Origin of the sequence: Pseudocitrobacter sp. RIT415, assembly GCF_003057695.2 — a bacterium.
GTDB classification, from domain to species: Bacteria; Pseudomonadota; Gammaproteobacteria; order Enterobacterales; family Enterobacteriaceae; genus Pseudocitrobacter; species Pseudocitrobacter faecalis.
The window spans coordinates 62,307-75,083 of record NZ_QBJC02000018.1 but is presented as its reverse complement, the minus strand read 5'-3'; the positions used below and the strand labels follow the sequence as shown (position 1 = coordinate 75,083).

At 48.7% G+C, this 12,777-nt stretch carries 15 protein-coding genes; 11 read left to right on the top strand and 4 right to left on the bottom strand.

Annotated elements, in window-relative coordinates:
* Positions 1–223: 223 nt before the first annotated feature.
* Together DBY68_RS17030 and DBY68_RS17025 are read right to left on the bottom strand one after the other, a co-directional pair.
* Entirely contained in the window at positions 224–688 is a 465-nt protein-coding gene (locus tag DBY68_RS17030; RefSeq protein WP_108476722.1) for a hypothetical protein, read from the bottom strand.
* A gap of 1 nt (position 689) precedes the next feature.
* A complete protein-coding gene (locus tag DBY68_RS17025; protein ID WP_108476721.1) occupies positions 690–1,781 on the bottom strand; it encodes a ParM/StbA family protein in 1,092 nt (363 codons plus the stop codon).
* A 219-nt stretch (positions 1,782–2,000) separates the two neighbouring features.
* Between DBY68_RS17025 and DBY68_RS17020 the strand changes: the two genes are divergently transcribed.
* The gene (locus DBY68_RS17020) at positions 2,001–3,209 is read left to right on the top strand and encodes a hypothetical protein (RefSeq protein ID WP_108476720.1); all 1,209 of its coding nucleotides are present in this window, start codon (positions 2,001–2,003) and stop codon (positions 3,207–3,209) included.
* Positions 3,190–4,698, top strand: coding sequence for a terminase (locus DBY68_RS17015; RefSeq protein ID WP_233503903.1), 1,509 nt, complete (start codon positions 3,190–3,192; stop codon positions 4,696–4,698). Before DBY68_RS17020 ends, DBY68_RS17015 begins: the two co-directional genes overlap by 20 nt.
* Before the next feature lie 33 nt (positions 4,699–4,731).
* On the opposite strand, the gene DBY68_RS17010 is transcribed toward DBY68_RS17015, so the two are convergent.
* Positions 4,732–5,592, bottom strand: a complete 861-nt coding sequence (locus tag DBY68_RS17010) for a hypothetical protein (RefSeq protein ID WP_108476718.1) — start codon at positions 5,590–5,592, stop codon at positions 4,732–4,734.
* A gap of 807 nt (positions 5,593–6,399) precedes the next feature.
* Here DBY68_RS17010 and DBY68_RS17000 point away from each other — a divergent pair.
* From DBY68_RS17000 to DBY68_RS16985, 3 genes are all read left to right on the top strand, one after another.
* Positions 6,400–7,437 carry a tyrosine-type recombinase/integrase gene (locus tag DBY68_RS17000; protein WP_108476716.1) on the top strand — a complete coding sequence of 346 codons (1,038 nt, stop codon included), beginning with the start codon at positions 6,400–6,402 and terminating at the stop codon, positions 7,435–7,437.
* A gap of 20 nt (positions 7,438–7,457) precedes the next feature.
* Positions 7,458–7,781, top strand: a complete 324-nt coding sequence (locus tag DBY68_RS16995; protein WP_108476715.1) for a hypothetical protein — start codon at positions 7,458–7,460, stop codon at positions 7,779–7,781.
* Positions 7,782–8,345: 564 nt separating this feature from the next.
* A complete protein-coding gene (locus tag DBY68_RS16985) occupies positions 8,346–9,314 on the top strand; it encodes an HNH endonuclease domain-containing protein (protein WP_108476713.1) in 969 nt (322 codons plus the stop codon).
* A 215-nt stretch (positions 9,315–9,529) separates the two neighbouring features.
* Here DBY68_RS16985 and DBY68_RS16980 read toward each other — a convergent pair whose 3' ends face one another.
* On the bottom strand, positions 9,530–9,742 hold the full coding sequence (locus DBY68_RS16980) for a hypothetical protein (RefSeq protein ID WP_108476712.1): 213 nt from the start codon (positions 9,740–9,742) through the stop codon (positions 9,530–9,532).
* A 233-nt stretch (positions 9,743–9,975) separates the two neighbouring features.
* On the opposite strand from DBY68_RS16980, the gene DBY68_RS16975 reads away from it, so the two are divergent.
* The 6 genes from DBY68_RS16975 to DBY68_RS16955 all read left to right on the top strand — a co-directional run bounded on the left by DBY68_RS16975 (position 9,976) and on the right by DBY68_RS16955 (position 12,760).
* A complete protein-coding gene (locus tag DBY68_RS16975; RefSeq protein WP_108476711.1) occupies positions 9,976–10,494 on the top strand; it encodes a hypothetical protein in 519 nt (172 codons plus the stop codon).
* Positions 10,491–10,667, top strand: coding sequence for a hypothetical protein (locus DBY68_RS22935; RefSeq protein WP_158529123.1), 177 nt, complete (start codon positions 10,491–10,493; stop codon positions 10,665–10,667). The genes DBY68_RS16975 and DBY68_RS22935 overlap by 4 nt, the downstream gene beginning before the upstream one ends.
* Positions 10,668–10,676: 9 nt before the next feature.
* Positions 10,677–10,922, top strand: a complete 246-nt coding sequence (locus tag DBY68_RS16970) for a hypothetical protein (protein WP_108476710.1) — start codon at positions 10,677–10,679, stop codon at positions 10,920–10,922.
* Entirely contained in the window at positions 10,922–11,542 is a 621-nt protein-coding gene (locus tag DBY68_RS16965) for a Ref family recombination enhancement nuclease (protein WP_108476709.1), read from the top strand. Before DBY68_RS16970 ends, DBY68_RS16965 begins: the two co-directional genes overlap by 1 nt.
* 232 nt (positions 11,543–11,774) lie before the next feature.
* Entirely contained in the window at positions 11,775–12,422 is a 648-nt protein-coding gene (locus DBY68_RS16960) for a hypothetical protein (protein ID WP_108476708.1), read from the top strand.
* A complete protein-coding gene (locus DBY68_RS16955; protein WP_233503902.1) occupies positions 12,419–12,760 on the top strand; it encodes a baseplate protein in 342 nt (113 codons plus the stop codon). Before DBY68_RS16960 ends, DBY68_RS16955 begins: the two co-directional genes overlap by 4 nt.
* The last annotated feature ends 17 nt before the right edge of the window (positions 12,761–12,777 follow it).

Sequence of the window (12,777 nt, the reverse complement as noted above, 5' to 3'; positions counted from 1 at the left end):
GCGATCTATAGCGCTGTCCTATAACTCAGACTGCATTGTTGATCTCTCAGTACGCCCGCGAACGTTCTACTTAACACGGATAGATGATGCATTCTTCAGGCGTTGCAGAAATCCGGAGAGAATCCCTCCGGACCGCCGTGAAAAAATGCTTATGGATGAGGATGAGAAGGAAAGAGCAGGTGCTTATTTAACGCGGTTAATGCTGTATTCACCGCGTAGAGATTCAAGCACCGGGCAGCTGGTTAGCGAATTTACTCACTCTAGCTGAACCCTCTGCTTTTTCCTGCTTCTCTTCAGTAACCGACGCTGGTGGCTCCTTAACAGCAGGGGCCACCGGTTTAGTTTGCTGCACCGGTGTTGACGCTGGAGCAGTAACGACAGGTGCGGTAACTGGCTGTACCACACCAATAAACTCCTGCATACGAGCCAACAGCATCAGTCGTTTTTGATCGATATCGAGTCTGGCAAAGGCTTCAGTATCGATAAAGCCAATCACGGCCATCAGCTCGCATTCCTGCATAATCTGGCCAGCAGTCAACGCACTAACGATTTTGGTACGCTTAGCGCTACGGTCGCTGGTGGCACGGTACTCATCAATGAAGCGGCACGAAGCCGCTGATCGCTTCAAATCATCGGTGATGTTGATCGACAGCACATCACGTTTCGCCTTGGTGTCGCTTCCTGACATATTAAGCCTCCGCAGTTGCCGCTAAGTCTTGCAGAATGCGCGGCTGAGCATTCTGGAGCAGCAGGTGGACACCGCGCACTACGGCGAACTGAGGTTCGTCCGGGATGTACGTGTAGTCATGCCACTCTTTAGAGAAGTCTGGCAGATAGTCCAGCTTCCCGCCCAACCAATTAGCACCGCCACCAACGAACAACAGCATATCGATGTCGGTCATGTTGCGGTGAAGGCTGCGAATATCGTTGCGAATATCGTTCGCCAGCTCGCGCGCGGCCTGTTCAACCAGTGGGCGAATGTCGCGGCGCAGGTGCGCACGTGATGCAGCCTGGCTACCGGCATAACCGCGTTCGATGAAACCATCCAGAGCAGAAAGGCTGATTTCCTTCGCTTCTGGCAGGTTGAGGACTTCCTGATGCTCCTGAAGGAGGTGATGGAGGCGCTTAATCATCACGTGAATGCCGTGCTCAGTGGTAACGCGGTTAAGGATTTCGAGCTCGTTGGTAACGATTGCGATATCACAAGTGAAACGGCCAAGATCGACAATCATGCAGCGCTGCACGCCGTCGAACGCCGGATTTTCGTTGCCGTCAGGCATCACTGTAGCGCTCACATAAGCTGTGACAGCTTCAGGATAGATAGCAACGTGTTTGATGTTAGGGGAGGCGGCAGCACCGGAATAGTTCTCCACGGCGCGCATGAGGCTGCTTTTCTTCGCTTCAATGCGCGCTTTGTTGATGCCGTTGTCACCGTAGTACTGATCTGCCGGTAACGTGTCTGCCAACACCACATCGCGCCCGCCCAACCCGGCGCGGCTCAGCGCGTTAAGCACCAGCACGCGGTTAGCCGGACTTAATTGGTATTCCGGATCGCAGGTGTTTACCAGCTCGATGCTGGTTGCGTCATTGGTGACGGAGAAGATTTCATCTTCATCGGTGCGCCACGTCGTGGAGGATTCCTGAGTGCCCTGTTGAAGCAGGCCACGGCGAACCAGCGCGGGGCTAATGTGCGTCTTCAGTTCGCCATGCTCGTCCTGGAAACGAAGAGCGATATTGCCAGAACCGCCATCGACGGCCACAAAAATTGGTGATTTAGACATAGTGTTAATCCTTGCGTTTAACGCTAACTGCTTGTGATTGATTGAAATAGCGATTCACATGTTACAAAAACCACCGAGAAAATCAATAAAACACCCATCAAATAACAAAAATAGGACTGTTTTATGGTTGTCAAAAAACCTATGAACACCAATCAAAAGTGATCAAACGAGATGTAACGATCAGTAGACTGTGATCATCGTTGGAAAGGGGTGATCGCAGTGGCAGTAAAAACGGACTGGTCTGAACATAGAGAACGCTATGCAGAAATGCGGGCGGCGGGCGAAAAGATTTCCATTAAGGAATATGCACTTAACTATGGTTTGAACCCCAATACAGCACGTCGCTATCTCGGTGAGGGCACGACCAAGGTCGGCAATCAGCCCGCTGCGCGCGCAGGTGATCACAATGGAAAACGGTCTCCCAAACGATCAATTGATCAAAAAAAGCCCGCGAAAGGAAAAAGCGATCATAACGGCAAGAAGCAGCCTAAAAACATATCTCAGGAAATCAATGAATTAAGTCTGCAAGTCAAAGAGGCCGGAAGACACGCGCGCATCGATGCGGGGCAAACAGAAGAAAGCGTGCCGGTCGGGAAACTGATCAATGCGGTATCCACCAAGACCAAATCAGGGCGTGCCCGTGATCAGTACATGGCCGGGAGCCAGATACTTGATACATCCATCATCCCAAATGATGAGGACCTCGAAGAGGCGCGTAGGTTAATTGCCGACGCTGGCGTTGATGATATAGAGGCGATGGCCATCGAATCATCGCTCGTTAACTTGTTCTGTCTGAACCGTACAGTTAAGGCGGTCCTGACCTATCTGACCGAGGAGCCGCCGCCGTCTGAAGATGGCGAACCAGGCCCAAATCCAATTACGAAAGCATTATCCGTCGCCGCCGCTGCCGCCGGTGCAATCAACGATACTGCCCGTTCCCTTGCCGGTATTCGCCAGAGTTACGCGAAGAACAAGCGCGAGCAGGAACAGCACGACCGTAAAGCCAATGAACCTGAATACATCATGCAGGCCTACCAGCAGCGCAAGGAGAACGGGTGGACCGCTGTTGATACCGCGATTTACATCGAGACGCATGGTTACAAGGTTCCGGCGCTATTGATGGAGATGGCCCGTAAAGAAGTGAAAGAAGGTGAGAGCGATAAAGTCAAATCTGTGACATATGACCCTGAGGAACTGGACCGCCAGGCACGAGAGGCAAGGGCGATTCGCCATGCCAGACATGAGCAACTTATGGCCGAAAAGCGCGAGGCGGTTAACCTCCTGGTCGATGGTGGCGGCTATGGAGACATTGCTGCTGATGGCTCACTTAACGACATCAATCTGATCTCCCAATTTGCTGAAGATGAAGTACCAGACGACGAAATAAATAACCTGCTTTACGGGAAAGATGATGGCAGCAAGAACTAAGCGTTCAGTCATTGAAGATCCTCGCTGGCAGGAGCTGGTTAAGCGGTACCGATATGACTGGGTATCTGCGGCAGAAGTCATGTTCAATAAGATCCCCACCTGGCAGCAAGAGGAGATTATCGAGTCGGTGCAGCAAACCGGCAGCTGGACAACCGTATCATCTGGTCACGGTACCGGTAAGTCTGATATGACTGCCATCATGATTTTGTGTTACCTGATGTTCTTCCCAGAGTCTCGTATCATTATCGTGGCCAACAAGCTACAGCAGGTTAAGACAGGTATCTTTAAATACATCCGGCAGAACTGGAAGGAGTGCCTGAAGCGCTTCCCATGGCTGGATCAATACTTTACCCTGGCTGACGTCACCTTCTACGAAAATTCATCGAAGGGCAGCTGGGAGGTTATCGCTAAGGGCTTCCGCCTTGGCAACGAAGAAGCGCTCGCCGGTGAGCACGCAGAACACCTGCTTTACATCATTGATGAAGCATCAGGCGTGTCAGATAAAGCCTTCGGTATCATCAAGGGTGCGCTGACGCAGGACGATAACCGGCTGATGCTTATCTCTCAGCCCACGCGAACAGCGGGCGAATTCTATGATTCACATCACCGCCTGGCGCGCACCGAGGCCAATCCGCAAGGTCTCTATAATGCGATTAAGCTCAACTCTGAAGAGTCACCACTGGTAACCCTGAAGTTCATCAGAGAGAAGCTGGTGGATTACGGTGGCCGGGAGTCGCCAGAGTATCTGATCAAAGTACGTGGTGAGTTCCCGAGTTCTCTGTCTGGCTATCTGCTTGGCCGTGATGAATGTGAGCGCGCGCAGCGGCGTAAAGTCCCTCTCGCTATGGGCTGGGGCTGGATCTGCTGTTGTGACGTCGGTAATGGCCGTGACAAATCAGTGATGGGGATCTTCAGGGTATCCGGGTACGGGAAACACCGGCGCATCGTCCCTCACCTTGTCAAAGAGATGGAAGCGACCGTTACACCGTCACGTTTTGCAGACTTCATTTTCAGTGAATGTGACCCGGAAAAATACCCCAACATACAGATCGCCATCGATGGCGATGGTGTGGGCGCGACAACCGCTGATGTGCTGGAAGAAAAGCATGGGATCATTGCGCAGCGTATCCGCTGGGGTAAGAAGATGCACACCAAGAAGGATAAAGAGCGATTCATCAACCAACGAGCCTACGCAAACATCATGGCCAAGATGGCCGTACAGCAGGGACGTCTTAAGTTTGATAAGGGCGGGAAGGCCGTCGACCAGGCTTGTAAGATCCCTTGCGGGCTAAATGAAGCTGGTCAGTGGTATATGGTTCCCAAAGAACAGATGCGTGAGAAGCTCAACATCAAATCTCCGGACCACTGGGACGTGTACTGCTTTACCCAGCTGGTGGACTTTACCCCGGCGAACGAAGACACCTACCATGAAGAGGAAGAGACACGCTCAGAAGCCGAGGAATGGTTGCGTAAACGTAGAGTGAGTTAGGTTCAAGCCACCAGCACCGCGCTGGTGGCTGAATCAGTCTTGGCTACTGCCGGATGGGTTTTTCTCACTGGCCGCATGCTCAGCGTCAGTCTGCAGCGCATTTTTGGCTGCGCGTTTTTTGTTGTAGCGCGCCCACTGTTCACGCTTGATCTCTTGTTCGTTACTTTCGCGATATTTCTTTTGTGCCGCTTTTGCTTTCTCAACGGTATCAATATCGTAAATGTCTATGCCTGGGTACAGCGATTGAGGAATAGGGCTTACCTCAGCGTAAATCGATGCCCTGGTGTTTTTCTCTTTAGGGCCAAATGTGAAGCCCTGGCCGAGGGTTCTTTCGTCAAAGAAAACGCCGGATGCTGATACCCTCACCATTATCTGGCTTTCTTCTGTGGTGTTATACGCACAGTTGAGATCGGTATAGCCGGTGCGTCGTAAACGTAGCTTTGCCTTCGGAGGCATTGCCTCGAAGGTTTCTCTCTCTTTACGCAGCTGCGTAAGGTATGGATTAGTATTGTCTATAGACTCAAAACGCTTTATTTCACGATCATAATCCGCAAGGATTTTCTCACGAGGTTTGTTTTTTACTTCAGTCGCAGGCAGCTCATAACACCGCACGCGTGTTGCCCCAGAAATGAACTTTGGGGCTGGTTCGTACAGTGAAACAGGGATACCTAACTGGGGATACTTCTTGAGTTCTTCGGCGTACTTCTTCCATTGCTCGATTGCATCGGTCCATTTCTTAAGCCTGCGCGCGGCGACCAGCACAACAGGCCTGAACCTCTCACCAAATTTATTCGTGCTCCAGGCAGAAGCTTCATCCATAGCATCTGTCAGGAACGCGTCTCGGAAATCTATAAATTCCTTATAGACGTTCTCGCCCTTACGGCTATCTGACATCAGTATTCTCCGGTTATGGGCGCAATGCCCCTTAGATAAAAACTAAGGGAGAATTTAGTCTATTTTGTCAGAGAAATCGACCATAAGCAGAGTTGGTTGACGTATATTTTTGGTTAACATGCGTGTTTATCTGAAACTTGAGGGCTTTTCGAAGATTCTTTCGTTCTTCCGCAGGATGAGAGCTCAAGCCCTTAACAATACAGAAATGGCTAATGAGGATGGCGACGGCGCGGGGTGAGGTCATATCAAGGTGAAGTTTCTGAATCGCAGTAGTTATCTCACTGTTAAGAGGAAGAATTTCATCACTATTAGCCATTTATCTATCCTAAAGTCATACAATTTTTCGAATTTGGGTTGTATATCATCCCGATGGGCTGGGTAAAAGTACGAGACACCCATTCATCAAAATTAAGTATGATTTGTACGTTATTTGTTCGATACAGCAAAAATCCATCCCCACGGCGCGAGCTCATCGTATCAGTGCGCAAGCTTTAAACTACCCCCAAGAAGTTACAAAAGTAATATAACACCCATTATATTACCTTTGTTTTTGTGTAAAATGGGATGGTTAATAAAGCAGATCGGCCAGTTTTCAAAATCGCCAATACCCACACGCATTACTCAGGTATAGGCGCATCTACGTGAAATCTGAGTTTTCCAACGGGCAATTACACCGCTCAATGAAAAATACGGCTGTTTTCATAAAAACTGATTTAGAACCACGAAAAACTTAACAAAATATACTAATGTTGTGATAGTTTTCTTAAAATTTAGCTATCAGCGCCGTAGCACCTAAGAGATGATCCAATGACTAACTTGCCGGTTAACCAGACCGATGCCCAGCTGCTGATTACCGCAGATAAATATGATGAACGGATTGCAGAAAATTTGCACATGTTCTTCGTCGACCGTGAAGCCGCTTCAGAAAACACCTGGGCTCAAATGAAGTCCGTGCTACGCAGTTGGGGGTTATGGTGTAAAGAGTTCGACAGGGTTTGGCTCCCGGCGGAACCTGCTGATGTTCGCGAGTATCTGATCTACCTGCGCGATGTGCTTGGCCGCAAGAAAAATACCGTCGCAATGCATAAATCCATGATCAACAAGGTGCATAAAGAGGCCGGACTGGCCCTACCGGCATCACATATTCTGGTAACTCGCGGCATGAAGAAAATTAGCCGCCAGGCGGTGCTCAACGGCGAACGGGTTGACCAGGCGATCCCGCTACACATAGACGATCTATTTCAACTGGCTGAAATTACCAAGGCTGGCGGCAAGCTTCAGCAGCTGCGCGACCTCGCTTTTTTGGGTGTGGCATACAACACATTGTTACGCATGTCTGAAGTCGCGCGCCTGCGCATCAGCGATGTGCGCTTTCAGCGTGATGGTTCAGCAACCCTCGATATTGGTTACACCAAAACGATTAAAGATGAGGTTGGTGTGGTGAAGGTTTTGGCCCCGGACGTCGCCGGTTGGCTGCGCGATTGGCTTAATGCCAGTGGTCTTGTCGATGATGCCACTTACATCTTTGGCAAAGTGGACCGGTACGGTAACGCCCACCCAGCCACCAAGCCGATGGCCGGAAAAAATATAGAGAAGATTTTTGCCAAAGCCTGGGAAGCAGTCAAAGGTGCGCCGCTCGAATCCTCCCGTTACAGAACCTGGACCGGACACAGCCCGCGAGTGGGTGCAGCACAGGATATGGCACTCAAGGGAACGGAGCTCACTCAGATCATGCATGAGGGAACATGGAAACGGCCAGAACAGGTCATGAACTATATTCGTTATATCGATGCTAACAAATCAGTCATGCTCGATATTGTTAACAGCCAACGCATGAAGCAGTGAAATCAAGGAGAAAAGCAATAATGGCGCTTTCAACTCTTCAAAAGTTGGCTTTGTCTTGTATAGGTCGTAGGTACATTGAGCAAGGTGAGTTTTCAACTGTGACCTTGCTCGCTATCGCCGCTTACATCGATGGGCACTATGGAGGTCGAAAGGCCAGGCCGCAGAATTTACGCAATTCTTTGGCCCGGTTGGAGCTGCAGGGACTGTTAACAGTTCATACTCTTAATGAGATACCACCAATCCAGACCTATCAACTGACAGAGTTTGGTATGCTTAAGGCACGCGAAATTGTGCTTGAAGAAGATCGTGCAGCATCGCATGGTCCTGATCTATTCTGGTCCTAATTATACTAATGATGTGCTTATTTATCAGATAAAGAAGGTTACGGTAGTCAACAACGTCCATATCCACCTGCAAAGTGGCATCAGGAACGGGGTTCCAGTCGTTGCCTGCACACTGAATTACGGCGCGGAGCACCCTCTTCACTTAATTCAGGTTGACCGGCATATGCCATCGATGGAAGCCGCTAATGCCTTCATCGCACATGCAGATCGGTACGTATGCCGGAGCATCCTTTCTCGGCTAAGCAGAACGGAAGAATCCGTCATTGCTGGCGTCAACCGCGTCTTTGGCGCTTCGGATGCAGAAGCAGCCATAGCATTCATGAAGATCCGGATGTTACGCTAGGACTGTTTTTTAAACAGTCATGGCAGGCGGCTTTGAGCGAGGAGCGGACGTTAAGTTACATTTACCCGCAAACAGTGAATTGAACGTTATCTCTTGTTATTAATTAAATATGATCGCTTAATAGATTACATTTAGATATAATTTAAACCCAATTAAAGGCTCGTTTCTTTAGCGTAAACTGACGAATAGATAACTAACCAGAATTATAAAGGAACTATTGAATGATCAGGAATTATAGAACACTTAAGCTTGAACTATGGGAGAAGTTTAATCACCAATGTGCTTACTGTGGCACTAGACTTTATGAACCATTGATGGCGGATGTTGAGCACTTTTTACCAAAATCAAAGTATCCTGACTTCCAGGAGGATACAAATAATCTGCTCATCGCTTGTAGAGCGTGTAACATGATTAAACGAGATCAGTTTCCTCTCGATGAGAATGGTAAACCATTACTCCTAAATCCTGTGATTGAAAGTTTTTCAGAACATATAAAACAAAATAAAAATGGATATTTAGAAGGTTTAACTGAGCGAGGGCAGGCGACTATAGATGTATTGCAGTTGAATAGGCCTTCATTAATCGAACAGCGTATTCTAGATGTTATTGATATGCAGTTTTCTGATGATCGAAATCTATCTGAACACGATGTCTATATAACATTCAGAAATAGTATGCTGAACGCCATAAAGCTTAATGATGCTCAGTTACAAATTGATAGTGTTTTACAAGTACAAATGACTTATATGCTGTATGCCAATATAATAACTTCTTTGGAAACATATTTATGTGACCGTTTTATTTCTTTGACCCACGGTAGTCAAGCGAACTTAAGAAGTTTTGTTGAAAATTTTAAAGATTACAATCAAGAAAATTTTTCACTTTCGGAGTTATTTATAAAATATGAAGAAATAGAATCTAAAGCGATGGAGTCTATGAAGAGTGTGCTTTATCATAATCTACCAAAAGTAAGTGGCATGTATCGAGATACTTTTGGTATTAGATTTCCTATATTCGCAGATGTTTATAAAAGCGTGTTAATCAGGCATGACTTAGTTCATCGAGCAGGTAAAACAAAAGATGGAAATTTTCATGAATTAAATTCAGAGTCAGTTAAAGAGGTTGTAAAAAATTGCTCTGACTTGGTTGAGCAACTAGAAAAAGAGCTTAAAGATTGTACAAGGATCTAGGTGGTTGCCACCATATCTAAGGTGACCGCGCGGGCGGTCACCAAAAGTAATATACTATTCATTCTCATTTTAATCATCCTGAATAAATACATTTTTTTGTTTATTCAAGTTGGCCTGCTTCATTATTTAATATCCACCCAATGGCGCAAAGACTGCTTCTGGCACAAAGCCGCCTGTCATGCATGGCGGATTACCGTAGGATATCAGCGGCCCCCTTATGGGGCAGCTAACATGTTGAGCTCTTCTTGGTTTGGTTCGAAAAATTTCACGTAATTTATTGGCATAATCTGGTATTCACCATTCCGGAAGATAATGACCGTCTCCTCCAGCCATTTAATACCATAGTTGAAGTGGCGATTTTCAGACCCGCGCAGCATGGCCACCAGCTTAGGGAAGAGATGCATCACACTGTATTGTCTTTTAGCCATTTTTTATCTCTTCAGAACACACCAAAGCAGATATGAGTAGCCCCCGGCGAACCAGGGGCTTATGCCTTCATCAATCAATCACAATCGCTAAAAGCACGCGTAGATGTTAATGCACTTATGACAGTCAGGCAATGCAATTAACTCCTCGCTAACCCTCATACTTTCAATGCATGTCGCGCACCCTTTACAGATAATACTAATTATTACGTTATTTTTGTGTCATTATTAGCACTATGAAACTGACCAATGAAAAGATAATTCATGCGATTTTCTTCGCCACCATGAGGCAGTTGCCGCGCGCGGCCCTGCTGGCGGAAAACGCTGGCTACACCCTAACGCCTGATGACGGTTATTGGATGGATAAAGCTATACGCATCCCGTCGGCCAAGCGCCTGGAGGTGCGACCGGGCTTAACCAACTCACGCCTACATTCACTTGCCAGGCAAAACCATATTCAGCTCGAACCGGCAGGCCAAGGTTTCACTTTTAATCTGCCGGAGGAATACCTTGGCCAATGCTGGTTTCGCGCTCGCGAACTACTAAATGCTACCGGTGTTCCGCCATATGGCGATAAGCCGAGGCCGATTGATATAAAGACAGTCACGGAAGCGGTCAGCATTCGCCTTTTGCGCGAATATTACGTTGCCCAGACCGGTTATCTCGATGACTTGCGGTGGCGCATCCTCAGTTATGCCGAAACAGGCATGCCCTGCCTACCTATAAATCAGAAAAGCATTCACCCCTATCCATGATTAATCACTACATCGATATCGCGCTTGATTATTCGCTTACCGGTTGGCTGGTGGCGATAAAGTTCGCTGTCACCATCATCCTGGCGCTCAGTACGCTCGAACTAATCAAGTCAATGATCCGCGCTGGCTTTAAGCGCCGCCGCAAACCAAAACGTCGCAGCAAAAATCATTAAGGAGAATCCATGAGTAACCCCCTGATGTACCCTACCCGCACCGCAGTGGCCGTATTCAACAAATTCTGCACCCGCCAGGTAACGGCTGAGAACATAGCCCGCCTCGCGGCAGATCAGCCTGGTGGCTATGTTATGTGTGGTATACGGGCGCAACTCCATTTACGTTCGCTGCGCATATCTTTAGCGTTAACCGGCGCGGAGAAAATGACTTCGGAACAGCAAGTAGAGCGTTACAAATGGTTGGGCCAGCTCTGATGGAACTCACTCAGGAAGCCAAAGAGAAAAATTGGGAACGACAGCGCGCAGCTGCTGAACGCCAGCGGGCACGTAACGCAGAGAAGCTCGCAGATCCTGAGTATCGTCAGAAGCAATTCGATAAAGCACGTGCAGCGCAGGAGCGCCAGAGGGATAAAACTATCGCGCGGCTGCGCTCGGCGGAATACCAAGAGAAGCGCAGAGCATCCGTCGAGCATAAACGTAACGCCGCCCCTCAGCCGTCCCGCAAAACTCGAACCGCTGTAAAGCCACGAGGCAGTAAAGGACGCACCCCGACCGCAGCCGAACGCCGGGTAATGGATAAGCTGGGTTCCCTACCCTGTATTGCATGCCTGATGCATGGGAAGAACTCACCGTTAATCAGCCTGCATCATATCGATGGCCGCACCGCGCCGGGAGCCCATTCACGCGTATTGCCATTATGCATTTACCACCACCAGCAAGCAGCACCGGCTGAACTGAGAAGTGAGTACCCATGGCTGATACCGGTTCATGCCGACGGTAACGTTGGCGGTCCTGCTGAGTTCGAGCATTCGAACGGTACCCAGCAAGATTTACTGGCAGAGGCCTGTAAACGCGCCGATATCGAGAGATTATAAATACTAATTGTGAGCTTATTTGAAACGTAAACATAACATCAACCGTAAGCGCTACTGGTTCTATCGCCAACATAGCGCTACAATCCACGCAGTCTAGTAGTTGCATTAGAAATGGTTTACTCAAACCCACAAGGCTGGTTAAGCACCAGCCTTTTTCTTGTCTAAATTCCGCGCTTCCTTACAGATAATACTAATTATAAGATAGTCACTTCATCATCAGTGGAGTCCGACTATGGATAAGGCGATATGCGCCATCACCCTCTCAACCGCCAAACCAATGCTGGTAGAAGCTGTCTGGCATAGGGGCAACCTCTCCCTGCTTACTGAACAGACGCTACCAACGGACCGCAAAGGGCTTCAGAACGTCGTACCGGAGATAATCCGCAAGATGGAGAAGGATGGTTATGACGTGCTGGTGGATGAGCGTAGCGGCTTCTTCAGTTCAACCGGCGGCGTTCATATCCAGTTAGCCAACCCAGGGACAAGCGGAAAGCCGATACTGGTTGAAGCGCTGGATCTGTATAGAGAGCTGAATATCCAGAAGGCGATCATCAAACCTAAAACATCCGGTGCAGGCCAGCGCTACACAATCCCTGAGAACCTCATTGATATGGACCATGACACCAGCGGGCGCACGGTGTACCGAATCGACTGGGAGCGGCTTAAGAGCGAGCATATCCTGCTGCTCGTTTGCGTTTATGGCACGGTTTATCAAAACGTGACCAGCGTTTCATACCTTGAACAGATGTACGCATCCCTGAAGGTAGAGACACCGCCTGATCCACTCGAACCACTCCGGAAAATAGTGCGCGCTACTGAGGAGGCTGGCATCAAGTCCGTCACCATGAGCTCGCTTACCGGCAAGGGGCGCTACCTGTGACTATTTCCCGCCTCGATGAGCGCAACATATCCGATCCGATTATCCGCGCGTACATGCGCCAGGCCATCGTGGCCAAGTGCAATAGCTTTGACTCGGACCTCATTCCTCACGATATCTCGCAGGACGAAATCTACCGCCCAGATCTCATATCCCAGCGCGTATGGGAAACGGACCAATTGCGCTGGGTGATAACCCTCGTTTGCGGTCAGGAAGATGAAAGTGAACCGCTGCCGGTGGGGCAGGCGCTATTTCTCCCTACGCTGGCGTGGATACGCGAACTGATTAACTCCTATTCAATCAGCAAGCCGGAATTAGACAGTACCATTCAAAGTAACTGAAACAGGATTAATAGCTG